General features: G+C 64.3%; 25 protein-coding genes. 13 read left to right on the forward strand and 12 right to left on the reverse strand.

The window, feature by feature from the left end; all coding sequences use genetic code 11:
• The first annotated feature begins 76 nt into the window (after positions 1 to 76).
• Positions 77 to 676 carry a superoxide dismutase family protein gene (locus tag WJS89_RS11450; RefSeq protein ID WP_346341067.1) on the forward strand — a complete coding sequence of 200 codons (600 nt, stop codon included), beginning with the start codon at positions 77 to 79 and terminating at the stop codon, positions 674 to 676.
• 7 nt (positions 677 to 683) lie between these two features.
• Here WJS89_RS11450 and uvrA read toward each other — a convergent pair whose 3' ends face one another.
• The 6 genes from uvrA to WJS89_RS11480 form a co-directional block, all read right to left on the reverse strand.
• Positions 684 to 3626 carry an excinuclease ABC subunit UvrA gene (gene uvrA / locus WJS89_RS11455; protein ID WP_346341068.1) on the reverse strand — a complete coding sequence of 981 codons (2943 nt, stop codon included), beginning with the start codon at positions 3624 to 3626 and terminating at the stop codon, positions 684 to 686.
• A gap of 114 nt (positions 3627 to 3740) precedes the next feature.
• Positions 3741 to 4814, reverse strand: coding sequence for an NAD(P)/FAD-dependent oxidoreductase (locus tag WJS89_RS11460; protein ID WP_346341069.1), 1074 nt, complete (start codon positions 4812 to 4814; stop codon positions 3741 to 3743).
• Entirely contained in the window at positions 4811 to 5497 is a 687-nt protein-coding gene (locus tag WJS89_RS11465) for a methyltransferase domain-containing protein (protein ID WP_346341070.1), read from the reverse strand. Before WJS89_RS11465 ends, WJS89_RS11460 begins: the two co-directional genes overlap by 4 nt.
• Complete coding sequence (locus WJS89_RS11470; RefSeq protein ID WP_346341071.1) at positions 5487 to 6575, reverse strand: type III polyketide synthase; 1089 nt, start codon at positions 6573 to 6575, stop codon at positions 5487 to 5489. The genes WJS89_RS11465 and WJS89_RS11470 overlap by 11 nt, the downstream gene beginning before the upstream one ends.
• A gap of 26 nt (positions 6576 to 6601) precedes the next feature.
• Complete coding sequence (gene thpR / locus WJS89_RS11475) at positions 6602 to 7135, reverse strand: RNA 2',3'-cyclic phosphodiesterase (protein WP_346341072.1); 534 nt, start codon at positions 7133 to 7135, stop codon at positions 6602 to 6604.
• 3 nt (positions 7136 to 7138) lie between these two features.
• Entirely contained in the window at positions 7139 to 7432 is a 294-nt protein-coding gene (locus tag WJS89_RS11480) for a GCN5-related N-acetyltransferase (RefSeq protein ID WP_346341073.1), read from the reverse strand.
• Between the two features lie 129 nt (positions 7433 to 7561).
• Between WJS89_RS11480 and WJS89_RS11485 the strand changes: the two genes are divergently transcribed.
• Positions 7562 to 8299, forward strand: coding sequence for a Bax inhibitor-1/YccA family protein (locus WJS89_RS11485; RefSeq protein WP_346341074.1), 738 nt, complete (start codon positions 7562 to 7564; stop codon positions 8297 to 8299).
• Between the two features lie 81 nt (positions 8300 to 8380).
• Positions 8381 to 8782: a hypothetical protein gene (locus tag WJS89_RS11490; protein ID WP_346341075.1), complete on the forward strand. Its 402-nt coding sequence runs from the start codon at positions 8381 to 8383 to the stop codon at positions 8780 to 8782.
• A gap of 22 nt (positions 8783 to 8804) precedes the next feature.
• Here the strand turns inward: WJS89_RS11490 and WJS89_RS11495 are convergent, their stop codons facing one another.
• The 4 genes from WJS89_RS11495 to WJS89_RS11510 form a co-directional block, all read right to left on the reverse strand.
• Positions 8805 to 9431, reverse strand: coding sequence for a glutathione S-transferase family protein (locus WJS89_RS11495; protein WP_346341076.1), 627 nt, complete (start codon positions 9429 to 9431; stop codon positions 8805 to 8807).
• A gap of 20 nt (positions 9432 to 9451) precedes the next feature.
• A complete protein-coding gene (locus tag WJS89_RS11500; protein WP_346341077.1) occupies positions 9452 to 11095 on the reverse strand; it encodes a M28 family peptidase in 1644 nt (547 codons plus the stop codon).
• Positions 11096 to 11160: 65 nt separating this feature from the next.
• Positions 11161 to 13551, reverse strand: a complete 2391-nt coding sequence (clpA, locus tag WJS89_RS11505) for an ATP-dependent Clp protease ATP-binding subunit ClpA (RefSeq protein ID WP_346341078.1) — start codon at positions 13549 to 13551, stop codon at positions 11161 to 11163.
• Positions 13552 to 13641: 90 nt separating this feature from the next.
• Positions 13642 to 13833 carry a DUF1192 domain-containing protein gene (locus WJS89_RS11510; protein ID WP_346341079.1) on the reverse strand — a complete coding sequence of 64 codons (192 nt, stop codon included), beginning with the start codon at positions 13831 to 13833 and terminating at the stop codon, positions 13642 to 13644.
• Between the two features lie 69 nt (positions 13834 to 13902).
• On the opposite strand from WJS89_RS11510, the gene WJS89_RS11515 reads away from it, so the two are divergent.
• The 7 genes from WJS89_RS11515 (at position 13903) to queA (ending at position 19192) form a co-directional block, all read left to right on the forward strand.
• The gene (locus tag WJS89_RS11515) at positions 13903 to 14889 is read left to right on the forward strand and encodes an NAD(P)H-quinone oxidoreductase (RefSeq protein ID WP_346341080.1); all 987 of its coding nucleotides are present in this window, start codon (positions 13903 to 13905) and stop codon (positions 14887 to 14889) included.
• Between the two features lie 112 nt (positions 14890 to 15001).
• A complete protein-coding gene (locus WJS89_RS11520) occupies positions 15002 to 15688 on the forward strand; it encodes a cell cycle transcriptional regulator TrcR (RefSeq protein WP_346341212.1) in 687 nt (228 codons plus the stop codon).
• A 32-nt stretch (positions 15689 to 15720) separates the two neighbouring features.
• Entirely contained in the window at positions 15721 to 15978 is a 258-nt protein-coding gene (locus WJS89_RS11525) for an exodeoxyribonuclease VII small subunit (RefSeq protein ID WP_346341081.1), read from the forward strand.
• Positions 15971 to 16882 (forward strand): polyprenyl synthetase family protein, encoded by a 912-nt coding sequence (locus WJS89_RS11530; protein ID WP_346341082.1) that lies wholly within the window; start codon positions 15971 to 15973, stop codon positions 16880 to 16882. Before WJS89_RS11525 ends, WJS89_RS11530 begins: the two co-directional genes overlap by 8 nt.
• Positions 16879 to 17382: a pantetheine-phosphate adenylyltransferase gene (gene coaD, locus WJS89_RS11535; protein WP_346341083.1), complete on the forward strand. Its 504-nt coding sequence runs from the start codon at positions 16879 to 16881 to the stop codon at positions 17380 to 17382. Before WJS89_RS11530 ends, coaD begins: the two co-directional genes overlap by 4 nt.
• Positions 17383 to 17474: 92 nt before the next feature.
• Positions 17475 to 18161 carry a peptidylprolyl isomerase gene (locus WJS89_RS11540; protein WP_346341084.1) on the forward strand — a complete coding sequence of 229 codons (687 nt, stop codon included), beginning with the start codon at positions 17475 to 17477 and terminating at the stop codon, positions 18159 to 18161.
• The gene (gene queA / locus WJS89_RS11545; RefSeq protein WP_346341086.1) at positions 18161 to 19192 is read left to right on the forward strand and encodes a tRNA preQ1(34) S-adenosylmethionine ribosyltransferase-isomerase QueA; all 1032 of its coding nucleotides are present in this window, start codon (positions 18161 to 18163) and stop codon (positions 19190 to 19192) included. The genes WJS89_RS11540 and queA overlap by 1 nt, the downstream gene beginning before the upstream one ends.
• Positions 19193 to 19198: 6 nt before the next feature.
• Here queA and lysM read toward each other — a convergent pair whose 3' ends face one another.
• Entirely contained in the window at positions 19199 to 19636 is a 438-nt protein-coding gene (gene lysM, locus WJS89_RS11550; protein ID WP_346341087.1) for a peptidoglycan-binding protein LysM, read from the reverse strand.
• A 113-nt stretch (positions 19637 to 19749) separates the two neighbouring features.
• On the opposite strand from lysM, the gene WJS89_RS11555 reads away from it, so the two are divergent.
• Genes WJS89_RS11555 through WJS89_RS11565 form a run of 3 tightly spaced genes read left to right on the forward strand, consistent with a single transcriptional unit; the run spans position 19750 to position 23287 of the window.
• Complete coding sequence (locus WJS89_RS11555) at positions 19750 to 20661, forward strand: DUF481 domain-containing protein (RefSeq protein ID WP_346341088.1); 912 nt, start codon at positions 19750 to 19752, stop codon at positions 20659 to 20661.
• The gene (gene tgt, locus WJS89_RS11560; RefSeq protein ID WP_346341089.1) at positions 20658 to 21788 is read left to right on the forward strand and encodes a tRNA guanosine(34) transglycosylase Tgt; all 1131 of its coding nucleotides are present in this window, start codon (positions 20658 to 20660) and stop codon (positions 21786 to 21788) included. The genes WJS89_RS11555 and tgt overlap by 4 nt, the downstream gene beginning before the upstream one ends.
• A gap of 35 nt (positions 21789 to 21823) precedes the next feature.
• Positions 21824 to 23287 carry an ArnT family glycosyltransferase gene (locus tag WJS89_RS11565; RefSeq protein ID WP_346341090.1) on the forward strand — a complete coding sequence of 488 codons (1464 nt, stop codon included), beginning with the start codon at positions 21824 to 21826 and terminating at the stop codon, positions 23285 to 23287.
• On the opposite strand, the gene WJS89_RS11570 is transcribed toward WJS89_RS11565, so the two are convergent.
• The gene (locus WJS89_RS11570) at positions 23284 to 24714 is read right to left on the reverse strand and encodes a DEAD/DEAH box helicase (protein ID WP_346341091.1); all 1431 of its coding nucleotides are present in this window, start codon (positions 24712 to 24714) and stop codon (positions 23284 to 23286) included. The two genes, WJS89_RS11565 and WJS89_RS11570, sit on opposite strands and share 4 nt — an antisense overlap.
• Positions 24715 to 24822 lie beyond the last annotated feature (108 nt).

Raw genomic sequence — 24822 nt, forward strand, 5'->3', positions numbered from 1 at the left:
TTTCGTGAAGTGAAGATCGATGGTGAACCCATTCGGCTCCTACTCGTTCGTGACGGACAATCTAGGAGATCGAACATTGACTTATAAGACGACCCTCATCCTCGGAGCCCTGGCATTGGCGGCGTGCGGCCAGGAGTCTTCGGAGGAGCAGACCGAACCGCAAGCTCCGGTTTCCGAGGAACAGCGCGTCGACCTTTTCGACGGCAATGGAAATGCGGTCGGCTACGTCAACTACACCGAGCAGGACGGCAATCTATCGATCTCTGTACGGGAGCTCGGGGTCGCTACCGGAACCCATGGCGTCCATCTGCACGAGACAGGTCTGTGCGAAGGGCCCGACTTCCAGAGCGCCGGCGGCCATTGGAACCCAACCGGCAACGAGCATGGACGCGACAACCCCAACGGGGCCCACTTGGGCGACCTTGCGAACCTGACCGCGGACGACAATGGCATGGTCGACTTCAATTATCTCGCCCGCGGCGTCAGCACCGGGTCGGAACAGAATACGATCAACGACGCAGACGGAACCGCTCTCATCGTTCACGCCGGACCCGATGACTATCGCACCGATCCGTCCGGTGACTCAGGCGCCCGGATGGCGTGCGCGGTTCTGGCGGCCCCCCAGAACGGCAGTGCGGAGCTCTCCAGCAGCGAGAACGAGGCCGTTTCGGGCTGATAATACGCTATTTCGCCTCTGCGAGCGAGGCGTCCGTCGGCGTGGCTGCGTTGACGGGCGCCTTTTTTCGTTGAGACAGCAAGGGGGCAAGGTAATGCCCGGTGGCGCTGTCCTTGCTCTTCGCGATTTGCTCGGGGGTGCCTTTGGCGACGATCTGACCGCCATTCACGCCTCCGCCGGGTCCGAGGTCGAGAATATGATCGGCGGTCTTGATGACGTCGAGATTGTGCTCGATCACGACAACCGTGTTGCCCTGCTCGACGAGCGCGTGGAGCACTTCCAGCAATTTGCGGACATCCTCGAAATGCAGGCCCGTCGTGGGTTCATCAAGGATATAGAGCGTGCGACCTGTCGCACGCTTCGACAATTCCTTCGCGAGTTTGACGCGCTGCGCTTCGCCGCCCGATAGAGTGGTGGCCTGCTGGCCGACCTTGACGTAGCCCAGCCCCACACGCTGCAGCATCTCCATCTTGTCGCGGATCGACGGGACGGCCTTGAAGAAGTCGACCGCATCTTCGACCGTCATGTCGAGAACGTCGGCGATCGACTTGCCTTTGAATGTCACTTCCAGCGTTTCGCGATTGTAGCGCTCGCCGTGGCAGACGTCGCAGGTGACATAGACGTCGGGCAGGAAGTGCATCTCGATCTTGAGAAGTCCGTCGCCCTTGCAGGCTTCACACCGTCCGCCCTTGACGTTGAAACTGAAGCGGCCGGGCTTGTAGCCGCGCGCCTTCGATTCCGGGAGGCCGGCGAACCAGTCGCGGATCTGCGTGAATGCACCGGTGTAGGTCGCAGGATTGGACCGCGGCGTTCGCCCGATCGGCGATTGGTCGATGTCGATCACCTTGTCGAGATGATCGAGCCCATCGATGCGGTCGTACTTTCCCGACAGAATGCGTGCACCGTTCAACGCTCGGGCGGCGGCCGCATAGAGCGTGTCGATCGTGAAACTCGACTTGCCCGACCCCGAGACGCCGGTGACGCAGGTAAAGGTTCCTAACGGGATCGAGGCGGTGACATTCTGAAGATTGTTGGCGCGGGCGCCTTTCAACGTCAGCTTCTTGCCGGTTCCCATGCGGCGCGTTGCGGGGACGGCGATTTCCCGGCGACCGGAAAGATAATCGGCCGTGAGGCTGTCCTCGCACGCCATGATCTCTTCCAGCGTACCGGAACAGACGACTTCGCCACCACGCACCCCGGCGCCGGGGCCCATGTCGATGACATGATCGGCGGTGCGGATGGCGTCCTCGTCATGTTCGACGACGAGGACCGTATTGCCGAGACCGCGGAGGCGCTTCAGCGTCTCGAGCAGCCGGTCATTGTCCTTCTGGTGAAGGCCGATCGAGGGTTCGTCGAGGACATAGAGGACGCCCGACAGGCCCGAGCCGATCTGACTCGCGAGACGGATGCGCTGGCTCTCGCCGCCGGACAGCGTCCCGGACGTGCGGTCAAGATTGAGATAGTCGAGACCGACATTGTGGAGGAAGCCGAGGCGCTCGTTGATCTCCTTGAGGATCGGCCCCGCAATTTCGCGCTGCTGATCGGTCAGCGTGTCTGACACGCTCCCGAACCAATCGACCGCATCGGCCACAGAGCGGCGAGCGGACTTGGAAATATCCTCCCCGGCGATCTTGACCGCTCTGGCTTCGGGTTTGAGACGCGCGCCGCCGCATGTTTCGCAGGCATGCGCCGCCTGATAGCGCGACAATTCCTCGCGCATCCACGCGCTCTCTGTGGTGCGCATGCGTCTTTCCAGATTGCCGATCACGCCCTCGAACGGCTTCTTCACCTCGTAGCTTTTCTTTCCGTCGACGAAGCGGAGCGTCACGGGCTTGCCCTTCGTGCCATAGAGAATGACCTGTTTGGCCGCCTCGTCGAGATCGGCCCACTTGTCCTCGAGGCTGAAATCGTAGGCGCGCGCGAGGCTGCCCAGGACCTGCATGTAGTAAGGCGAAGGCGGCTGGCTCTTCGCCCATGGCACGACCGCCCCTTTCTTGAGCGTCAGATCATGGTTGGGAACGACGAGATCCTCGTCGAACTCCATCATCTCGCCAAGACCATCGCAGCTCGCGCACGCGCCCTGCGGGGCGTTGAAGCTGAACAGGCGGGGCTCGATCTCGCTGATCGTGAACCCGGAGACGGGGCAGGCGAAGCGCTGCGAAAAGACGATGCGACCGGGGACGCCATGGTCGAGCTTCATGCCCGACTGCTTCTCGCCGTCCTCGGGAGGATCGACGGGGTCGAGATAGGCAAGGCCGTCGGCAAGATCGAGCGCCGTCTCGAAGCTGTCGGCGAGGCGCGGCTCGATGCCTTCCTTGATGACGATGCGGTCGACGACGATCTCGATATCGTGCTTGTACTTCTTGTCGAGCTTAGGGGCCTCGTCGATCGCATAGACTTCGCCGTCGATGCGCACGCGCGTGAAGCCTGCGGCCTGCCACTCGCCCATCTCCTTACGATACTCGCCCTTGCGGCCGCGCACGACGGGCGCGAGTAGGAGGTGGCGCGACTTTTGAGGCAGCTTCATCGTGCGGTCGACCATCTGGCTGACCTGCTGGGCCTCGATCGGCAGGCCCGTCTCGGGAGAGTAGGGAATGCCGACCCGAGCCCAGAGAAGGCGCATATAGTCGTAGATTTCGGTGACGGTCGCGACCGTCGAGCGCGGGTTGCGGCTGGTGGTTTTCTGCTCGATCGAAATAGCGGGGGAGAGGCCGTCGATATGCTCGACGTCGGGCTTCTGCATCATTTCGAGGAACTGGCGTGCGTATGCCGACAGGCTCTCGACATAGCGCCGCTGCCCTTCGGCATAGATCGTATCGAAAGCGAGGCTCGACTTGCCCGATCCCGACAGGCCCGTGATGACCGTCAGGCTCTCACGCGGGATATCCACGTCGACGCCCTTGAGATTATGTTCGCGCGCGCCGCGCACGCTGATGTTGGTGAGCGCCATCCAAGTCCTCGATATTCTCGTTTTGTTCTTTGCGCTTCCTAGCGCACGAAGGGCCAACGGGCCAAGCCCCGATGTGGGTTCCGCTAAGCTGACAATCAAGCAGATGGGCGAGCGCTAGATCCGGCTCAGTCGCATGGCGAGGCGTGGGAGCATCGGGACACTGGCGGCGGCGCGAAGAAACCTGGCACCGCTACCGGTCTCGCCGATCCGCCATAAAGCGGAGGCGACCGTTACCGGCGAACGTGACCGTCGCCCGAACCGCCGCTGAAACGCCTGTGCCGCTGCACTCCCACCGTCACGATAGGCGTGAACCGCGTCCGCGGCGCTGGCGAGCGCGATCCCCATGCCCTCGCCCGCAAGCGAGGGAATCACGGCGGCCTGGTCGCCCAACCGGAAGACACTGGGGGATGTAGCCTTGGCGCGCCATCCATAGGGCACCGCCGCGATCGAATCGATGGAGGTGGCCCGATTGAACAGCATCAGCCGCTCCGCGAAACGGGGATGCGTTGCAGCAAGTTTCTCGACGAGCACCGCCGGATCGCCCCCCGCGTTCGCGAGGAGCGACTTGCGGACGGCGAGACAGACATTTGCGCGGTCTCCTTCCTGCATGACGATCCCGGCATAGCCACCCTCGAAGAGATGCAGTTCAATCCGGTCCGACAGCAGCGTGCGAAGCCGTTCGTCGGCATCGAGGTGAAAGCGCAGTCCGAGCGTCGGGTCGTCAGCGGAGCGTGGTCGTCGCATCCCACGGACGTCGGTCTTTCCGCTGGCGAGAAACAGTGCGTCTCCTTCGTAGCTCCGGTTCTCGCCGATCAGGCGCCGCCCGTCCATGGCGCGCACGTGATCGATCGCAAGGCGGGCGCCGGCGCCGAGCGCCAGCCGACGCAGCGCTGCGTCCATCGCCCGGCGCGAGAGGCCGTAGCCGTTCGCGGGCAGCGGTGCCACTGTCTCCCTGTCCCGGTCGAGCAGGGCAAGCCGCCGCACCGGGGCGGCGCCGTCCTCGGCGGGATCGTAGCCGAGCGCGCGTAACGCCGCGATCGTCTGCCAACTGAGAAATCCCCCGCAGATCGGGTCATGGGCTTCGGCATGGCGGTCGATGAGCAGGGGTCGGCTTCCGCCGCGCGCCAGCCTGATCGCCGCCGCGCATCCCGCCGGGCCCGCGCCGAGAACGATCGGTTGCGCGCTCATCGAAGCTTCTCCACGCAGAGCCGGAAGGGGAAGACCCGTCTCGTCCGCGCCCCCTCGATCCGCGCTTCCGCAAGCAACGCCTCCCAATCCGACGTGCGGAACGATCGCGCGATCGAGACGCGCCCGTCGTGCCGCACGATCGGATGCCAGCGCATCGCCGCGGCGAGCAGCGGCCATCCCATGTAGGCGACCGCGTTGCGATGCAGATCGTTGACGAACCAGCCGAGCCGCGCGTGTCGGTCCATGAACGTCAGGAAGGAAAGCAGTTCGGCGCGCGTCATATGGTGCGCGACGAGGCTCGAGACGATCAGATCGAAGGGCTCGTCGCCAAGCGCGGCATAGTCGCCCGTTTGATAGTCGATCGCGAGCTCCTCGGGGGTCGCCTCGCGCGCGGCGGCGAGGCTTCGCACATTGAGGTCGATGCCGACGAGATCGGCGTCAAGGGAGCGGCGCTCGGCCCACCGCGCGACCGCGCGCAGCATGTCTCCGTCTCCATATCCCACGTCGAGCAGCCGGAACTGCCGGCGCGCTCCCACCGCGCGCTTCACGAAATCGAGCGTCGGACGGCGCGCCAGCGTGACCGTGTTGACGCGCGCCAGATCGTGGACGACGTCGCGGTAGGTGTCCGCATCCAGCGCGGGATCGTCCATCATCTCCTCGGCGACACGCCGCTCAGCGAGCATCGTCCGACCAGCCGAACGTGAACCCCTCCATCGCCAGCCCGGGACCGAAGGCAAGCGCGACGCCGGAGGCAGGGCGGTCCTTCATCAGCCGCGAGAGCACGAACATCAACGTGGCAGACGACATGTTTCCGAAATCGCGCAATACCGATCGCGACGCCTCGAGCGCATCGGGCGCAAGGCCGATGCCCTTCTCGACGGCATCGAGGATCGAGCGGCCGCCGGCATGGACTGCCCACGCCCCCACGTCCGCGACGTCCCGCTCGCCAAGGATCGTTTCCTGAACTTGCGGAGCCCTCAGCGCCGCGGCGATCCGGCCCGGCACCTCGCCCGAAAGACGCATGACGAAGCCGTGATTCCCGATATCCCAGGTGATGAGATCGCCACTGTCCTCCAGCGCGAGTGACAACCCCCGCCGGATTTCCATGCCCGGCCCCGCCGCCGTCACGATCGCGGCTGCCGCCCCGTCGCCGAACTGGGCGCCGGCGAGCAATGGCTCCAGATCGACGGTGCGCTGATGATGCAGGCTCGACAGTTCGACCGTGACCACGAGCACGCGCGCAGAAGGGTCGGACCGGACGATATGCCGCGCCGAGCGCAATGCGGTTACGGCCGCATAACAGCCCATGAAGCCGATGAGCACGCGTTCGACCGTCGCCGGCAGTCCCAGCCGCCGCGCGAGGATCTGGTCGATTCCGGGCGCGACAAAACCGGTGCAACTCGCCACCACAAGATGTGTCACCGAGCCCAGTTCCGGCAAATTCCCGATTGCCGTCATTGCCAGCTTGGGCGCCTCGCGTTCGTAGATCGCCATCCGTTCTTCTGTGCCCGGTGCTTTCGTGCCCCCGTAAAAGCCGGAGCCATCCTCGAGCCGCGCGTCCTCCTCGTCGAGGACCGACCAACGATGCTCGATCCCCGATCGCTCGGCCATGCGCGCGTAGAGCTTGCCCTCGCGCGTGTCGCCGAGACGCGCGAGCGCCCAGCGTCGATAGTCCTGTTCGAAATCGAGGGAGGGAGTGGCGGTCGCGATCGCTTCGATACGGGCCACGGTCACGATGCCGCCATATACATGGTTTTCCAACCGTGAACGGTGCGCTTCGTTCCGTTTCAATTCGCTAAGGGGACGGCGAGCAATTCGTCATAGGTCGGCCCTTCACGATGCAAACGACTTTCATAAAGCACGAACGCGTCGATGCCCTGTGTCGCGCTCGAAAGCCCCGCCCACCGCTCCGCCCACGCCCGCGCATCGATCGCGCCACCCGACCAGCGGGCCAGCGTGACGTGCGGCAAATAGGCACGCCGCTCGGGGGCCAGGCCGCATCGTACCACGGCCCGGTCGATCTTTTCGTGGAGCGCTTCGAGGGGCCCCTTGGGCGCCAGTCTTGCCCACAAGGCGCCGCGCCGGCGATGGAAGAAGATGCCGACGCCATCGAGGCGCACCTCGAATGCCGAAGACCGCAGTCCGGACAGGCTTTCGGCAATATCTTCGGCCACGGGCCGTTCGACTTCGCCGATGAAGCGCAAGGTGCAGTGCAACTGCTCCTCGGGCACCCAGCGCAATCCCGGTGGACCACCCTCCATGGCAGGCGCCAGATCGTCGATGATCGGCTCGGGGCAGGGAAGGGCGATAAAGAGGCGCATTCTTCAGCGGGCTTTTCCGCGCCATTCGAGCGATTGGCGGTCGAGCGCCGCCAGATCGACGCTCCCCGCCAGCACGCGCTCGCCAAGCGCGATCGCCGCATCGAGCTGCGCGTCGGTAGCGTTGCGATAGGCGGGGGATGCGATCACCTCGCGCCACGTTCCCCCGACCGCATGGTCGAGCAGGACGCGTTGGAAACAATGATCGAAGCGGATCGGCCAGCCGCGCTCTGGCGCCAGCGAGGGGAGCTGCTTCCGCGTCAGCTCGAACCAGCGTTTCTCCAGCTTTTCCCGCGTCATTCCGCCACAACCGACGGACCGGCCCCACCGATCCGGTTTTGCTTGAAATCGGAGCGATGAGGCCCGATATTGCCTTCACGACCAACAGGGCAATTGCGTCCCGGGTGCCCCGGGGCGGAGAGGAGAAAAATGGCCAACCAGTTCGACGACCGTACCCGGTTCAGCAGCTTCGACAATGCTGCAACGACCAGCGTACCGCGCGCCGCACGCGATGCGGGCCTGCGCAGCTACATGCTCAGCGTGTACAATCTCATGGCTTCGGGCGTGCTCTGGACGGGCATCGTGGCGCTCGGCCTTTACCTGACGGGCGTTGCTCAGTCGCTGTGGAGCTCGGGCCTCGGCTTCCTCTTCGCGATCGCGCCGCTGATCTTCGTCGTCATTCTCGGCTTCCGCTGGCAGAAGATGAGCACGGGCGCGCAGCGCACGACCTTCTGGGCCTTCGCCACCGTGCTCGGCGTTTCGATGTCGGTCATCCCGCTCATCTATTCGGGCGTATCGATCGCACAGACCTTCTTCGCCACCGCGGTCGCCTTCGGGTCGCTCTCGCTCTGGGGCTACACCACCAAGAAGGACCTGTCCGGCTGGGGCACGTTCCTCATCATGGGCGTTGTCGGCCTCATCGTTGCGATGGTCATCAACCTGTTCCTGCAGAGCGCCGCGCTCGACTTCGCCATCTCGGCGATCGGTGTGCTCGTCTTCGCGGGTCTGACCGCCTACGACACGCAGAAGATCAAGAGCATCTATACGCACGTCGCCCACTCGAGTGACGCCACGCGCCGCGCGGTGACGATGGGTGCGCTGATGCTGTATCTCGACTTCATCAACATGTTCCAGTTCCTGCTGTCGTTCATGGGTGGACGCGAGTAGTTCGCAGAACGAAGAATTGACATCACGAAGGGCTCGGCAAACGATTGCCGGGCCCTTTTTGTTTGTCGAAGGAATATTGCGATGATCCTCAGCCTACTCGCCCTGGTGGCGACCCCGCTCCCCGAGGCCGCAAACGCGCAGCCCTTCCACCTGTCGGTCAGCGTCGTGGACGAGGGCCACAGCGACACGATCACCAGCCATTCCGCGCCGATCGCTGCCAACAAGGTCAAGCGTCTCGACCTTCGCTGCGACGCTGCGCGAACCTTCTGCAGGCGTGTGCTCGACGCCTATGTGCACGACGGCGGTCTGATGCGCACGGTCGTCTTGCAGATCCGCGACTGGGACGGCGAGCGATGGTCGACGATCGCCACTCCGACCGTCACCTTCACCGGCGAGGACATGCAGGCCCACGTCGAGACCGGCGAGCTTTCGATCTCGGTCATGCTCGGCGAGCGCGACAAGCCTGAGCCCTACGAGATCTGATCTGGGACCGCGGGCGGCGCTTTTATTCCGCTTGCTGTGACTGCTCGATGAGCTCTGTGTCGATGGCTTTGGCCTCACGATATGCCTCGCGCGCCGTGAGGCGCTCGGCATAAGCAATGAGGCTGTCACGCTGCGGCATCGTCCCGAACTGCGTTCCCCAGACGACCTGGCTGCCGACATAGACGTCCGCCGCAGTAAAACGTTCGCCGCAGACATAGGCGTGGCGCTCGAAATGCGCTTCGAGCGTGTCGATCGTGCGGTCGTAGTCGCCATAACCGAGCGTGCGCGATTGTTCGGGCTTTTCCGGCTTCATGCCGAGCGCATTGTTGGTCACCGCCGCCTCGACCGGCCCCGCGGCAAAGAACATCCAGCGAAAGTAAGCGGCTCGCTCGTCTGCACGGGGGGCGAGGGCGGCGGCCGGGAAGGCCTCGGCAAGATAGGCACAGATCGCCGCACATTCGGTCACGACCTTGCCGTCGTGAACGATCGCCGGGACCTTGGCCATCGGATTGATATCGCGCCGATAGTCGCCCTGCATTTCCTCGCCGTACGCAACGAGTTCCTGCTCATAGTCCGCGCCCGCCTCGTGCAACGCCCAGCGCGCAATCTGTCCGCGGCTCATCGGATTGGTGTAAAAGGTGATCGCCATGCCGAGGCCCTCCGAAATGATCAATCGCGCTTGTCCGCACTTTCGTCACGAAGCGCCTTGAATTCGCTTCCTTCCGCCCAGTTCGGCCAAGTCCCTTCGTTCCCGAGGCGGCTGGCGACCGCGTAAAGCAGCCGCGCATCGCGGACGATGCCCTCGAAGTTCCAATCGGGCGACCATTCGTCGCTCTGCTGGTGATAGTGGTTTGCCGTATAGGCCGCCGCGATTTCACGCGAGCGATCCGCACCGCCCTCGAGAAGCGCGCTACCCGACTTGAAGCTGACCGCGGGGACACCCTTCTGCGCAAACGCGAAATGGTCCGAGCGGTAGAAGCCGCCCGACGCCGGATTGGGGTCGGGGGAGAAGCTGCGGTCCTGCTTGACGCCTTCTTCCATCAAGAGTTCGAGCAATCCCAGTCGCGCCGTGCCCGCGATCGAGAAGTCGCGCGCGGGACCGAACACGCCCTGGCTGTCGGTGTTGAGCACGCCTGCCGTCTTCGCGAGGCTGTAGAGCGGATTGGCCGCATAATATTTGGCGCCGAGCAGGCCGCTTTCCTCCGCGCCGACGGCGAGGAAGACGAGGCTGCGGTCGGTGCCGCCCGTTTCGGCGAAGGCGCGGCCCAGTTCGAGCATCATCGCGGTGCCCGTCGCATTGTCGAGCGCGCCATTGTAGATGGTGTCACCATCCTCGTCGGCCTCGCCGACCCCGAGATGGTCGTGGTGCGCGGTGAAGAGGACATATTCATCCTCGGCGCTCTTGCCCGGCAGGATCCCGACGACATTCTTCGCCGCGAATTCATCACTCTGCGCCAGCAGCGTCGCGTCGAGGCTCGCGCCCAGCTCCATCGGACGGAAGTTCTTCTTCTGCGCCATTTTCTTGGCCGCTTCGTAGGTCGTGCCCGCATGCTCGAAGAGGCGTTTGGCGACGTCGAGATGCATCCAGCCCTGGAGCCCCGAATGGGCGGCAGCCGGGTCGTCGCGCACGATGTCGAGCGTCTGATTGTTGCCGTTCGCGATCACGCCCCACGGATAGCTGGCGGGTTCGGTCTCGTGGATGACCAGCACGCCCGCCGCCCCGCGCCGCGCAGCTTCCTCATATTTGTAGGTCCAGCGGCCATAATAGGTCATGGCATCGCCGCCGAAGTCGCCTTCGCCGCCCTCGAAATCGGGGTCGTTGACGAGCACGACGATAATCTTGCCCGCCACGTCGACATCCTTGAAGTCGGACCAGTCGCGCTCGGGTGCGTGGGTGCCGTATCCCGCGAACACCAGCGGCGTATCGTCGAGCTGCACCTGCGCCTTACCGTTTACCGGCGCGCGCACGGCGAGATCCTGCTCCTGCACCATCTCGATGCGCTCATCGCCAAGGTTGAGATAGAGAACCGGATCATCGACCATCGTCGAGCGGGTCAGCACGACGTCCTGCGTCCACTTGCGCGTGCCGTCGGCGCGCATGTCGCCGCCCGGCTGGAGTCCAGCCGCTGCCATCGCTCCCGACAGATAGGCGACCGTCTTGTCCTCGCCCGCCGTTCCCGGCGCACGACCTTCGAACCAGTCGTCCGACAGGGTGCGGACATGATGTTCGATCCGCTCGGCGGAAAAGTCCTGCGCGAGGGCGGGTGTGGCAACGAGGGCAGCGGCGCTGGCGCCGATGAGGAAACGCATCATGGTCGGGTCACTCCGTCTGAAATGGTGTGACCCGACCATAAGCGCGTGGTCGATGAAGGGAAGGGCTAGTCCGCCTTCTTCTCGTCGGTTCCGTCGGCGACCGACTTCTCTGGCGCGGCCTCCTTCGTGGCCGGCTTCTTCTTGGCGGCAGCCTTTTTCGGCGCCGCTTTCTTCTTCTTGGGCGGGGTCGGCACGATCTCGAAGACGGGCTCGCCCTCCTTCATGTGCACCTTGACCTCGCCGCCATCGACCAGCTTGCCGAACAGCAGTTCCTCCGCGAGCGGCTGCTTGATCTTCTCCTGGATGAGACGCGCCATCGGCCGCGCACCATAGAGCTTGTCATAGCCCTTGGTGGTGAGCCATTCGCGCGCTTCCTTGTCGAGATCGATCGACACGCCCCGATCTTCGAGCTGCATTTCCAGCTGGAGGATGAACTTGTCGACGACGCGCGCCACGACGGCGGGCGGCAGGTAGCCGAACGGAACGACCGCATCCAAGCGGTTGCGGAATTCGGGCGTGAACATCTTCTTGACCGCATCCTCTTGGACGTCCTCGCGCGTGATGTTGCCGAAGCCGATGCTCTCGCGCGCCATGTCGGCGGCGCCCGCGTTGGTCGTCATGATGAGGATCGTGTTGCGGAAATCGACCGTCTTGCCATGGTGATCGGTCAGCTTCCCGTTGTCCATCACCTGCAGAAGGATGTTGAACAGGTCGGGGTGCGCCTTCTCGATCTCGTCCAGCAGCAGTACGCTGTGCGGGTTCTGGTCGACCGCATCGGTCAACAGCCCGCCCTGGTCGTAACCGACATAGCCCGGCGGTGCGCCGATCAGGCGACTGACCGCGTGACGCTCCATATATTCGCTCATGTCGAACCGCTGGAGCGGAATGCCGAGGATGCTCGACAGCTGCCGCGCCACTTCCGTCTTCCCGACACCCGTTGGGCCCGAGAAGAGATAGTTGCCGATGGGCTTGTCCGGATCGCGCAGACCGGCGCGGCTCAGCTTGATCGCGCTCGACAGTTTCTCGATCGCGAGATCCTGCCCGAACACGACGCGCTTGAGGTCCTGCTCGAGATTCTCGAGGACGCGCTTGTCGTCGCTCGACACGCTCTTGGGCGGGATGCGCGCCATCGTCGCCACGACCGCCTCGATGTCGCCGACATTGATGGTCTTCTTGCGCTTGGACGGCGCCTTCAGCATCTGCATCGCGCCGACCTCGTCGATGACGTCGATCGCCTTGTCGGGCAGCTTGCGGTCGTTGATGTAGCGATCCGACAGCTCGACCGCCGACTTGATGGCGTCGGGCAGGTAGCGGACCTTGTGATGCTCCTCGAAGCTCGAGCGCAGCCCCTTGATGATCTGGATTGTCTCCTCGACCGACGGCTCGTTGACGTCGATCTTCTGGAAACGGCGCAGCAAGGCGCGGTCCTTCTCGAAGTGGTTGCGGAATTCCTTGTAGGTCGTCGAGCCGATGCAGCGGATCGCACCCGAGGACAGCGCGGGCTTCAAGAGGTTGGAGGCGTCCATTGCCCCGCCGCTCGTCGCACCCGCACCGATGACGGTGTGGATCTCGTCGATGAACAGCACCGCATGCGGCAGCTTCTCGAGTTCGTTGACGACCTGCTTCAGCCGTTCCTCGAAGTCGCCGCGATAGCGCGTGCCTGCCAGAAGCGCGCCCATATCGAGCGAGAAGATGACCGCTTCCTTGAGCACGTCGGGCACGTCGCCCTCGACGATCTTGCGCGCGAGGCCTTCGGCGATCGCCGTTTTCCCGACGCCGGGATCGCCGACGTAGAGCGGGTTGTTCTTCGATCGGCGGCACAGGATCTGCACGGTGCGATCTACTTCCGCCGAGCGTCCGATCAGCGGATCGATCTTCCCGTCCTTGGCCTTCTGGTTGAGGTCGACGGTGAACTGCTGGAGCGCGCTTTCCTTCTTGGAACCGCCCTTCTGTTCGGTCTCGGCCTGAGGATCTCCGTCGCCATCGTCGCTATCGGACGAGGCGGTGGTGCCGTCGCCGGCCTTGCCGACGCCATGCGAGATGAAGGTCACCGCGTCGAGGCGGCTCATGTCCTGCTGTTGCAGGAAATAGACGGCGTAGCTCTCGCGCTCCGAAAACAGCGCGACGAGCAGATTGGCGCCGGTCACTTCGTCGCGGCCCGAGGACTGGACGTGGAGGATGGCGCGCTGCACGACACGCTGGAAGCCGCTCGTGGGATTGGGATCGGTGGCACTGTCGCTCACCAATGCGCCCAGTTCGGCGTCGAGATACTGCTTGACGGTGGCGCGCAGTTCGTCGCGCTCGACCCCGCAGGCGTTCATCACCTGCGCTGCGTGCGTGTCGTCGACCAGTGCGATCAACAGATGTTCGAGCGTCGCATATTCGTGGCGACGCTTGCTCGCCTCGCCCAGCGCATTGTGCAGCGTCTGTTCGAGTTCGCGGGCAAAACTTGGCATGAAATTTTCTCCTTACCCCAACAAGATGAGGGTTGGGGGAGACCTCTTCAAGGCAGACGTTAGGCGGGCCGCTTCAACCTTTCCTGAACGTCATTTGCGAAACAGAGCATCGGCGGCCGACATGTGACTCGACTTGCCGGACATATGCGCTTGCGTCCGCTCGATTTCGGCCTTGAGCCGTACGATCCGTGCTTCCAGTTCCTCGACGCTCAGCGGATCGAGGTCCTCGCGTCCCAGTTCGACGATCGGTTCGCCGGGTTTGAAATCGTCTTCGTCGTCCATGCTTCTCAGCGTTGACCCCGCGCACCCCCAAGTCAATAAGACGAATCCGGCCGACACGGGGGAGTTTCGATGAGTGACACGCCAGACACGATGCGCGCCATCGTATCGCCCGAAGCGGGGCGCATCGAGTGTGTCGATCTCCCGGTGCCGCGGGCGGGCCCGCGCGAACTGCTCGTCAAGGTCGCCGCGGCAGGGGTGAACCGCCCCGATTTGTTGCAGGTCAAGGGCGTCTATCCGCCGCCCGAAGGCGCGAGCGACGTGCTGGGGCTCGAGCTTGCGGGCGAGGTGATCGCGGCCGGCGAGGGGGCCGAATATATGATCGGCCGTCGCGTCGCCGGGCTCGTTGCGGGCGGCGCTTACGCCGACTATTGCGTGCTACCGATGGGAACGGCGCTCGACGTGCCCGAAGTGCTACCGCTGGCGCAGGCCGCCGCGATGCCCGAAACCCTCTTCACCGTCTGGTCCAACCTGTTCGAGCGCGGGTTCGCCGCGGACGGCGATACGGTGCTCGTCCATGGCGGCACCAGCGGGATCGGCACGATGGCGATCCTCCTCGCCAAACTCTATGGCATCGCCATCATCGTCACCTGCGGGTCGGACGCGAAATGCGATGCCGCCGAGAAGATCGGCGCCGATCGGGCGATCAACTACAAGACCGAGGATTTCGCCGAAGAGGTCAAGAACATCACCGAGGGGCGCGGGGTCGACGTCGTGCTCGACATGGTCGGCGGCGATTACGTCCAGCGCAACCTCTCCTGCATGGCCGACGAGGGACGCCACGTGTCGATTGCGTTCCAACGCGGCGCGGAGGCGAATATCTCGATCACCAACATCATGCGCCGCCGCCTGACCCTGACCGGATCGACGCTTCGCGCGCGCAGTCTCGAGTTCAAGACCATGGTTGCCGACGAACTGCGCGCTACCGCCTGGCCGTTCGTCGAGGGCGGGCGTCTGAAGCCCGTGATGGACGAGAGTTTCGCGCTGGAGGACGCCGCCAAGGCGCATGCGCGGATGGAAGGGGGCGAGCATATCGGGAAGATCGTGCTGACGACTTGATCATCGCGATCCGAGCGCGTAGATCGAATTTCATAGTCCGGCCGCTCCGAAAAGGGGCGGCCTCAATTGTTTCTAAGGGAGCCAGATAATGGCCGAACAACCCAAACCCCTCATGCCGCATGCCACCGCCAGCTGGCTCGTCGATAACACGTCCTTGGGCTTCACTCAGATCGCCGAATTCTGTGGTCTGCACATCCTCGAAGTCCAGGCGATCGCCGACGAGACGAGCGCGACCAAACTCACCGGACGCGATCCCATTCGCGCGGGCGAACTGACGCACGAGGAAATCGAGAAGGGGCAGGAAGACGGCGACTATGTGCTCAAGATGCACAAGGCACCCGAAGCCATCACGCGCACCAAGGGGCCGCGCTACACGCCCGTGTCCAAGCGGCAGGACAAGCCGGACGGCATCGCCTGGATCATCAAGAACCATCCCGAGGTTTCGGATGGGCAGATCGGCAATCTCATCGGTACGACGCGCACCACGATCAACGCGATCCGCGACCGCACGCACTGGAACATGGCGAATATCCAGCCCAAGGACCCGGTCACGCTCGGCCTTACGAGCCAGCGCGAATTGGATGCGGCGGTCGCCAAGGCGCAGAAGGCCGCAGGCACCGAAACCGCGCCTGCCGATGCCAATATCGACGATGATCGCGCCGCGCTGATCGATGAGCTCCGCAAGGAACGCGAGCAGGCTGCCGTCGACGCGCAGGCCGCTCTCGAGGCCGAGGAGCGGGGTGACACGGACACGTCCGACGAGATCGTTCCGGGCATCAAGAACCCGTTCAAGGATTGATCGGGCGCGTGGGAGCGGCCATGGATGTCGGCATGACAGACGCAACCGCTCCCACCCCCGTCGACCAACTCGAATTCGAGGCGGCGCTGGCCGAACTCGAGCAGATCGTGCGCCAGCTCGAACAGGGCGATGCCAGCCTCGAGAAATCGATCGAGCTCTTCAAGCGCGGCGAGGAACTCAAGAAGCATTGCGAGAAGCGGCTTGCCGACGCGCGCGAGAAGATCGAGCAGATCACGCGCGACGATGCGGGCAACGTCACCGGCACGAAGCCCTTCGACGCCGATGGCTGAGACGATGACCGCGCCCGTCGATCTTCAAGCCGAAGCGGGCGCGACCGCCGCTGCGATCGACAATCTCTTCTCCAAGTTGCTCGCCAAGCCCGGCGACGCGCGCGACCCGCTTTATGACGCCATGTGCCACGCGGCGATCGACGGCGGCAAACGCATGCGCCCGCTACTCGTCAAGGCGGCCTCGCGCCTGTTCAACGTTCCCATCGAACGCGCCCTGCGGGTAGGCGCGGCAATCGAGGCGATCCACGTCTATTCGCTGATCCACGACGATTTGCCTTGCATGGATGACGATGATCTTCGCCGCGGCAAGCCGACGCTCCACAAGGCCTATGACGAGGCGATCGCGGTGCTGGCGGGCGACAGCCTTCACGACCTCGCCTTCGCGCTTCTCGCGCACGAGGCGACCCACCCCGAAGCGCAGGTCCGGGTCGACCTGATCGCCGAACTCGCCAAAGCGGCGGGTCCCGACGGCATGGCGGGCGGGCAGGTGATGGACCTGGAGGCCGAAAAGGTCGGCCAGCTGGACCTCGACGATATCACCCGTCTCCAGCAGCTGAAGACCGGCGCGCTGATCGAATATGCGGTGGAGGCTGCCTGCATCCTCGGCCAGGTGGGCGAAGGGCTGCGCACCCCCTATCGCGGCTATGCCCGCAACATCGGCCTCGCTTTCCAGATCGCCGACGACCTGCTCGATGTAGGCGGCGACGAGGAGAAGGCGGGCAAGCGCCTCGGCAAGGACGCCGACGCCGGCAAGGCCACGTTCGTCAGCCTCATGGGCGAGCATCGCGCGCGCGAACAGGCCGCGATGCTGGTCGAACAGGCCAACGAACATCTCGCCCACCACGGCGAGGAAGCCGACCTCCTGCGTGCCATCGCCCGCTTCGCCGTGGAGCGTGATCGATGAAAGAACGGATCGGCGTCTATCCCGGCACCTTCGACCCGCTCACGCGAGGGCATATGGACATCATCCGCCGTGCCGCGCGGCTGGTGGACAAGCTCGTCATCGGGGTGACGACCAATCCCTCCAAGTCGCCGATGTTCGACCTCGACGAGCGGATGGCGATGGTGGAAGCCGAGACGCACGATATCGAGGGCGTGATCGAGGTTGTCAGCTTCGATGCGTTGCTCATGAACTTCGCCGCCGCGCAGGGCGCTTCGATGATCGTTCGCGGGCTGCGCGCGGTCGCGGATTTCGAATATGAGTATCAGATGGCGGGGATGAACCAGCAGATCGACGACAGTATCGAGACCGTCTTCCTGATGGCCGACGTCTCGTTGCAGCCGATCGCCTCGCGGCTGGTGAAGGAAATCGCTCGCTACGGCGGGCCCATCCACAAGTTCGTCTCGCCTGCGGTCGCCGCGTCTGTTGCCGAGAAGGTCGCTGCCGAAGGCCCACGGGGCTAAGCTACTGTTCAGGCAGGCGCTTTTAATGGGCTTGGCAAGGCGGGGGACGGTTCGCTAGACCCGCGTTCAAACGCTCAAGGGAAGTGATCAGCATGTTCAAAGCATTGGGTTTCTCGTTCGCGGCGCTGATGGTTGCCGCCACGCCGGCGCAGGCGCAGAACAGGGACGAAATCTCTTCCCATATGCCGAGCCTCACGCACGCCGTGGTGCCGCCCGAAGTCGCGAACGATCCTGCCAACCGGTTGACGCTAACGCTCGACAATGGCGGGGTGGTCGAGATCCAGCTGCGGCCCGACGCGGCGCCCCAGCATGTTTACCGCATGCAGCAGCTCGTCTCGAATGGCTTCTATGACGGTCTCATCTTCCACCGCGTCATTCCGGGCTTCATGGCCCAGGGCGGCGATCCGATGGGCAACGGCCAGGGCGGAAGCGATCTTCCCGACCTCACCGCCGAATTCAATCGCCTGCCGCATCTTCGCGGCGTGCTCGCCATGGCCCGCGAGGGGGCTCCCGAAGGCGCGGACGAAGCGGCAAAGGCCAAGGCCGAGAATAGCGCCAACAGCCAGTTCTACATCATGCTGGGGCCCCGCTTCGGGCTCGACAACGACTATACCGTCCTCGGCCGTGTCGTGCGCGGCATGAGCACGGTCGATGCGATCAACAAGGGCGAACCGCCTGCCAACCCCACCAAGATCGTGTCGGCACGCATCGGGGGCCCCGTTCCCGCCGCGCCGATGGTCGCCGCGAGCCAACCCGTCGAGGCCGACAGCGACAGCTGATGAAAGTCGACGCGTTCGACTTCGAGCTTCCGCAAGACCGTATCGCGCTGCGCCCCGTGCGTCCGCGCGATGCGGCGCGGATGTTGCTGGTCGAGGACGGCACGATCGCCGACCGACACGTCCTCGACCTGCCGGACCTGCTCGCGCCTGAAGACTGTCTCGTTTTCAACGATACCAAGGTCATCCCTGCGCAGCTCGAGGGGCGGCGCGGCGAGGCAAAGATCGGCGCGACGCTGCACAAGCGCGAAGGCCCGCGCGACTGGATTGCGTTCGTCCGCAATGCCAAGCGCGTTCGCGAGGGCGACCGGATCGATTTCGGCGAAGATGTCAGCGCGATCGCGGGGCCCCGCAATCCCGACGGGAGTATCCTGTTGTCGTTCGAGGGCGAGGAGCCGGTCGAACTGCTGCTGACCCGTGCGGGGACCATGCCGCTGCCGCCCTATATCGCGTCGAAGCGCGCGATCGACGCGGCGGACGCGGACGATTATCAGACCATGTTCGCGCGCGAGGAAGGGGCCGTCGCGGCACCAACCGCCTCGCTTCATTTCACCGAGCGGCTGATCGAAGCGATCGATGCCAAGGGCATTGCGCGCGAAACCCTGACGCTTCATGTTGGCGCAGGGACGTTCCTGCCGGTCAAGGCCGATGACACTGACGAACACCGGATGCATGCCGAATATGGCCGCATCGATGCCGAGACCGCCGAGCGGCTGAACGCGGTGCGGGCGCGCGGTGGCCGCCTGATCGCGGTCGGCACTACCGCGCTCCGGCTACTCGAAAGCGCGGCGGACGAGCAGGGTAGGATCCAGCCCTTCGCGGCCGACACCGACATCTTCATCACGCCCGGCTACCGCTTCCGCGCGGTCGGCGGGCTGATGACCAATTTCCATCTGCCGCGCTCGACGCTGTTCATGCTGGTCAGCGCGCTGATGGGCTTGCCGCAAATGAAAGCCGCCTACGACCATGCGATCGCAGGCGGCTATCGGTTCTACAGCTACGGCGACAGCAGCTTGCTCCTGCCGCCGCGCTAGGGCGTCTTACTGCGGGATGCGCAGGACCTGCCCGGGATAGATCTTGTCGGGATCTTCGAGCATCGGGCGATTCGCCTCAAAGATGCGATTGTAGGCATTGGCGTCGCCGTAATGCTCCTTGGCGATGGCCGAGAGCGTCTCTCCGCTCTTCACTTCGTGCCATTTGGCGGCGTTGCCCGGCTGATCGGTCGACAGGCCGTCGTCGTCGACGGTATCGATGTGCCTCGTGTTACCGGCGATGGCCATGAGTTTTTCCTTGGTCGCCTGATCGGGAACCTTGCCGGAAATCTTGACCTTGTTGCCCTCGACACGAACCTGGATGTCGCCTCTGAGGCCCATGCGGTCGATCTCGGCGCGGATGCGCTCGGCCTTTTCCTCGGCGGCGCTATTCTCCTCGAACAGTTCCTTGCCCTTGTCTTTCTTGAAAATATCGAAAAGGCCCATGCTTCTTCTCCCTCGTTACGCTGTTGATGTTGTCTGACGAACGGACGGTCCAACTGCCCCGTTCCGCCGCGCGCCATTTATGACTATGGGCGGGGGCGAGAAGGGGAAGACGCATGACGACGACGATGCTGCTGGCGGCCGCCATGGCCGGAGCGCAGCCCGCCGAACCACTGCCGGACGCGGTCCAGACGCTCATCGCGCAAGCCGGCGAAACCGGCGATGCCGCCAAGCTGGGCGCGGTGGTCGAGATGGCACGCGCCGCCTATCCCGGCCATGATGCGCGGCTGGCCGAGCTGGAAGCCGCCGCGATGGCGCGCATCGGAGAGCGGAACACTCTTGCGCAAGCGCAAGCCGAGGAGGCCCTGCGGGAAGCCTCGATGTTCGGCGGCTGGGCCGGGCAGGGCGAGCTTGGCGGTTTCTACGCCACCGGATCGACCGAGGAAGCGGGCGCGACGGCAGGCGTGAAGCTCGTCCGTGAGGGCATCGACTGGCGCCACAAGCTCAACGGCCATGCCGACTGGCGCCGTTCCGACGGCGATACGACGCGTGAACAATTGCGCGCCGGCTATGAGGCCAATTACGACCTCGGCGACACTTTCTACACCTACGGCCTCGCGGCGATCGAGCGCGACCGGCTGCAGGGCATCGACAATCGCATCTCTCTATCCGGCGGCGCAGGGGCGCGGTTGATCGAGCGTGAAACGATGACGCTCGATATCAAGGCGGGTCCTGCGTGGCGGCGTACCGATCGGACCGACGGAACGGTTACGCAGCGGATCGCGGGTCTCGCCGCCGCGACATTCGCATGGCAGATCACGGAGCGCCTGGCGCTGACCGAGGATGTCGACATCTATCTCGACGATAGCAACTCCACCTTCCTGGGCGAGACGGGGCTGCAGGCTGACCTTGGCGGCAATCTTCTCGCGCGGCTGGCCCTGCGCATCGAACATGAAAGCGATCCGCCTCTCGGGCGCGAGGCAACCGATACGCTGACCCGTTTCACTCTGGTGTACGACTTCGAATGACCCGCTTTTCCTTCTCCCTCCACTCGACCGACGGCAAGGCGCGGCGTGGTGCGATTGCCATGCAGCGCGGGACGATCCAGACGCCCGCCTTCATGCCGGTCGGCACCGCGGCGACCGTCAAGGCGATGCGCCCCTCCGAAGTCGCGGCGACGGGCGCTGATATCCTGCTCGGCAATACCTATCACCTCATGCTGCGCCCCGGTGCGGAACGGGTCGCGCGACTGGGAGGGCTCCACCGCGTCATGCGATGGGACAAGCCGATCCTGACCGACAGCGGCGGCTACCAGGTTATGAGCCTTTCCGACCTCACGAAGATCAGCGACGAGGGCGTGACCTTCCAAAGCCACCTCGACGGCTCGCGGCACCAGCTTACCCCCGAACGTTCGATCGAAGTCCAGCGGTTGCTCGACAGCGACATCATCATGCAATTCGACGAGCTGGTGCGCCCCGACGTTAGCGCGGAGAAGCAGCGCGAGGCGATGGATCGCTCGATCGCCTGGGCCAGACGTAGCCGTGCGGAGTTCGACCGCGGCGGAGATCTTGCCGCTCGCGCCGCCATCTTCGGCATCCAGCAGGGCGTGCTCGACGAGACGCTGCGCCGCGAAAGCGCGGACGCGCTCGTCGACATCGGCTTCGACGGCTATGCCGTCGGCGGGCTGGCGGTCGGCGAGGGGCAGGAAGCGATGCTCGGATGCCTCGATTTCGCGCCCGACCAGCTCCCGGTCGACAAGCCCCGGTATCTGATGGGCGTCGGCAAGCCCGACGATCTCATCGAAGCCGTCCGACGGGGCATCGATATGTTCGACTGCGTGCTGCCCTCGCGCTCGGGTCGCACCGGACAGGCCTTCACGCGCGACGGACCCATCAACATCCGCAATGCGCGCTTTGCCGAAGACGAAGCGCCCCTCGATACCGAATGCGGCTGCCCCACATGCACCGACTTCAGCCGCGCCTACGTCCATCACCTCGTGCGCTCGGGCGAAATCCTCGGCGCGATGCTGATGACGGGGCACAATCTGCATTTCTATCAGGATTGGATGGCGGCGATGCGCTCGGCGATCGAGGAGCAGCGCTTCGACGCTCACGCCGATGCAGCGCTGGCGCGGTATCGCGCGCGCGAAGCTTAACGCGCTTTTTACCACGACAAGGCCATGGGAGCAGGATGGCTGACGAGAGCGAAAGTGTGACCGGTATGGCTGGCGCCGGCGTTTGGCTCGGCGCCGCGGCCTTGTTTGCGATCATCTGCGTGCTCATCAACCCCGTCGGCTATGTGGGCGGCGGCGCGGACGATCAACACTATCTCGCCGCTGCGCGCTGCTGGGTAGAAGCGGGCGCTCCCTGCCTGCCGCGAGATCATTGGTGGAGCCGGTGGCCGATCGTCGGCCCGGTCGCCCTCTCGATAAAGGTCTTTGGGGACACGAGAGTGGCGGTCGGTATCGGATCGCTCTGGAGCTGGGTCGCCGCGTTGGTCGCACTCGGCGGATTGACCGCCCACTGGTTCGGCCGGCGTGCCGGGGGGATAGCGGTCGCGGCGATGGCGGCGGTGCCGATCTTTACCAGCTACGCCCTGACCCCTGATCCCAATACCGCCGAATTGGCGTTCCAGTTGGGTGCCCTGTGGGCCGCCGCAGTGGCGTTCGACCGCCAATCGCGACCGATGGCCATTCTTGGCGGTGCCTTCGGCGGGCTTGCATTCCTGACGCGTGAGACGTCGCTCGTCTTTCTCGCCGCCTGCGCGATTTTCTGGCTGGTTCTCGACAAATCCCGGCGCCGCGTGCTCCTGTGGTCCATTCTCGGGTTCATCGGCGTCGTGGCAGCGGAAATCCTGTTCTACACCTTAGCGACCGGCGAACCCTTGTATCGCTATCAGCTCGCGATGGGTCATACAGGGATCCCGTCGCGTGAATTGCCTGCTGGGTTCGACACGAATGCCTCGCCGCTATTCAATCCCGATTATATCCGTAACTGGCGTCGCGAGGCAGGAATCCATGTATTCTGGCCGATTGACGGATGGCTCAATACGCTCGTGACGCCGAACGTGGGAATGATATTCTGGACCGCGCTCCTCGCCTTCATGGTCTCGCGCCGCGAACTGTCGGCTTTGGATCGCTGGATTTTGACCGCTCTAGCGGTGGGGGCGGTAGCGATAGCGATTGGCCTGACCTGGGTGCTTGCGATTGATCCGAAATCACGCATGTTTGTGAGTGCCGCATGTGTGGCGGCCATGGCACTCGGTCTGTGTGTCGTTCGAAGCGGGAAGCAAGCGACACGCATTCTCGTTAGTTTCATCCTAGCGATTTGGCTCGCGATAGGACTGAGCGTCATTCGTGATTTGCCCAACAATATGGCGCTCGAAGAAGCTGCTTCACGATGGCTCAGAACTTACGAGCAGCGTATCGAGGTTCAGGCAGGCGCCCGCACCCTTCTCACTTTCGTGCCAGGAACGTCCAACCTCCCGCCGCAGGGGGCGGGAGAGCCTTACCTGATGACCCTATCGACCGGCCGCTGCGATTTGCTTTCCCGAGACAAGGAGGGTGTGTCAGTTATTGACGAGGCGCGGGCTTCGCCGCGCACCGAAGGTCGGCTGTGCCTGTTCGATCGATCGAAAGTCGGTAGCTCCGACTAGGAGCGCGTCGCGCCGACGTGGAGGAAGTCGGGAAGCGGGCCGTTCCATTCATTGTTGTAGGCAGGAACGACGCTCGGCGCGCTTTCAGCCTCGGTTTGCTGTCGATCATCCCGCTCGTCGGATCGCTTGGCGCGGCGGGGCTTCTTTTCGCTGCGCTTCGGCTTCTCCGCGCGATCGCTGCTTTCCGGCCGGTCGCTTTCCTCGCTCGCCTCGGGCTTGCGTCGGCCACCCCGGCTGCGCTTCGGTTTTTCCTCGCGCGGTTCGTCCTCGGCTTCTTCCGGAGCGGCTACGGGGGCAGTGTCGGCCAGGTTCTCGTCCTCGCCGAGGCGGCGGATCTTCTGCTGGGTGAGCTTCTCGATATTCTCGATATTCTCTTCGTCCGCCTTGGTGACGAGCGTATAGGCGGTGCCCGTCGCGCCGGCACGACCCGTCCGGCCGATGCGGTGCACGTAGTCGTCGGGATGGAAAGGCGCATCGAAGTTGATGACCGTCGAGACGCCCTTCACGTCGAGACCGCGCGCCGCCACGTCGGAGGCGACGAGGATGTTGATCTCGCCGTCCTTGAAACGGTTCAGCTCGGCAATGCGGTTGGACTGGTCCATGTCGCCATGAATTTCGCCGACGCGGAAGCGCCCGCGTTTGAGGCTCGTCGCCAGTTCGCGGACCGTCGTCTTGCGATTGCAGAAGATGATCGCCGTCTCGACCGCGTCCTGGCGAAGGATGTCGCGCAGCTTGGAGCGCTTCTTCGCCGGGGCCACCGGCACGAGGATCTGCTCGATATTCTTGTTTGTGGTCGCGGCGCGCGCGACCTCGATCGTCTTGGGATCGGTCAGGAACTTGTCGGCCAGTTTCTTGATCGGCGGCGGCATGGTCGCTGAAAAGAGCAAAGTCTGGCGGTTGCGCGGAAGCTTGGAACAGATGCTCTCGATATCGGGGATGAACCCCATGTCGAGCATCCGGTCGGCCTCGTCGATCACGAGCAGGTCGCAGCCCGTAAGCAGGATCTTGCCGCGCTCGAACAGGTCGAGAAGGCGGCCGGGAGTCGCGATCAGCACGTCGACGCCGCCGTCCAGTGCCTTGATCTGATCGCCCATCTGCACGCCGCCGATGAGCAGCACCATCGAGAGCTTGTGATATTTGCCGTATTTGTCGAAGTTCTCGCTGACCTGCTGCGCGAGTTCGCGCGTGGGCGCCAGAATGAGGCTGCGCGGCATCCGCGCGCGGCTGCGGCCCTGCGCGAGCACGTCGATCATGGGCAGCACGAAGCTGGCGGTCTTTCCGGTCCCTGTCTGGGCAATCCCGATGAGGTCCTTCCCCATGAGGACAGGCGGAATTGTCCCCGCCTGGATCGGCGTCGGTTCGGTATAACCGGCGTCGTCGATCGCCTTCAACAGTTCATCTGACAGGCCGAGTTCGGCAAAACCCATTCAACAGCTTTCGAAAAATTACGGAAATTCGTCCGCTTACGCAGACAGACGAGACGGGCGGGGCTTGCCCGCTTACGGGCACGAGGTCAAGAAATCTCGGGGGCGTTC

Source organism: Sphingomicrobium aquimarinum (assembly GCF_039655735.1).
GTDB classification, from domain to species: domain Bacteria; phylum Pseudomonadota; class Alphaproteobacteria; order Sphingomonadales; family Sphingomonadaceae; genus Sphingomicrobium; species Sphingomicrobium aquimarinum.

Excerpts from the sequence above, each read along its gene's own strand:
- uvrA (WP_346341068.1), bottom strand. The coding sequence starts at position 3,626 with ATGGCGCTCACCAACATCAGCGTGCGCGGCGCGCGCGAACATAATCTC.
- WJS89_RS11460 (WP_346341069.1), bottom strand. The coding sequence starts at position 4,814 with ATGAGCGCGCAACCGATCGTTCTCGGCGCGGGCCCGGCGGGATGCGCG.
- WJS89_RS11465 (WP_346341070.1), bottom strand. The coding sequence starts at position 5,497 with ATGCTCGCTGAGCGGCGTGTCGCCGAGGAGATGATGGACGATCCCGCG.
- thpR (WP_346341072.1), bottom strand. The coding sequence starts at position 7,135 with ATGCGCCTCTTTATCGCCCTTCCCTGCCCCGAGCCGATCATCGACGAT.
- WJS89_RS11480 (WP_346341073.1), bottom strand. The coding sequence starts at position 7,432 with ATGACGCGGGAAAAGCTGGAGAAACGCTGGTTCGAGCTGACGCGGAAG.
- WJS89_RS11485 (WP_346341074.1), top strand. The coding sequence starts at position 7,562 with ATGGCCAACCAGTTCGACGACCGTACCCGGTTCAGCAGCTTCGACAAT.
- WJS89_RS11490 (WP_346341075.1), top strand. The coding sequence starts at position 8,381 with ATGATCCTCAGCCTACTCGCCCTGGTGGCGACCCCGCTCCCCGAGGCC.
- WJS89_RS11495 (WP_346341076.1), bottom strand. The coding sequence starts at position 9,431 with ATGGCGATCACCTTTTACACCAATCCGATGAGCCGCGGACAGATTGCG.
- WJS89_RS11500 (WP_346341077.1), bottom strand. The coding sequence starts at position 11,095 with ATGATGCGTTTCCTCATCGGCGCCAGCGCCGCTGCCCTCGTTGCCACA.
- clpA (WP_346341078.1), bottom strand. The coding sequence starts at position 13,551 with ATGCCAAGTTTTGCCCGCGAACTCGAACAGACGCTGCACAATGCGCTG.
- WJS89_RS11510 (WP_346341079.1), bottom strand. The coding sequence starts at position 13,833 with ATGGACGACGAAGACGATTTCAAACCCGGCGAACCGATCGTCGAACTG.
- WJS89_RS11515 (WP_346341080.1), top strand. The coding sequence starts at position 13,903 with ATGAGTGACACGCCAGACACGATGCGCGCCATCGTATCGCCCGAAGCG.
- WJS89_RS11520 (WP_346341212.1), top strand. The coding sequence starts at position 15,002 with ATGCCGCATGCCACCGCCAGCTGGCTCGTCGATAACACGTCCTTGGGC.
- WJS89_RS11525 (WP_346341081.1), top strand. The coding sequence starts at position 15,721 with ATGACAGACGCAACCGCTCCCACCCCCGTCGACCAACTCGAATTCGAG.
- WJS89_RS11530 (WP_346341082.1), top strand. The coding sequence starts at position 15,971 with ATGGCTGAGACGATGACCGCGCCCGTCGATCTTCAAGCCGAAGCGGGC.
- coaD (WP_346341083.1), top strand. The coding sequence starts at position 16,879 with ATGAAAGAACGGATCGGCGTCTATCCCGGCACCTTCGACCCGCTCACG.
- WJS89_RS11540 (WP_346341084.1), top strand. The coding sequence starts at position 17,475 with ATGTTCAAAGCATTGGGTTTCTCGTTCGCGGCGCTGATGGTTGCCGCC.
- queA (WP_346341086.1), top strand. The coding sequence starts at position 18,161 with ATGAAAGTCGACGCGTTCGACTTCGAGCTTCCGCAAGACCGTATCGCG.
- lysM (WP_346341087.1), bottom strand. The coding sequence starts at position 19,636 with ATGGGCCTTTTCGATATTTTCAAGAAAGACAAGGGCAAGGAACTGTTC.
- WJS89_RS11555 (WP_346341088.1), top strand. The coding sequence starts at position 19,750 with ATGACGACGACGATGCTGCTGGCGGCCGCCATGGCCGGAGCGCAGCCC.
- tgt (WP_346341089.1), top strand. The coding sequence starts at position 20,658 with ATGACCCGCTTTTCCTTCTCCCTCCACTCGACCGACGGCAAGGCGCGG.
- WJS89_RS11565 (WP_346341090.1), top strand. The coding sequence starts at position 21,824 with ATGGCTGACGAGAGCGAAAGTGTGACCGGTATGGCTGGCGCCGGCGTT.
- WJS89_RS11570 (WP_346341091.1), bottom strand. The coding sequence starts at position 24,714 with ATGGGTTTTGCCGAACTCGGCCTGTCAGATGAACTGTTGAAGGCGATC.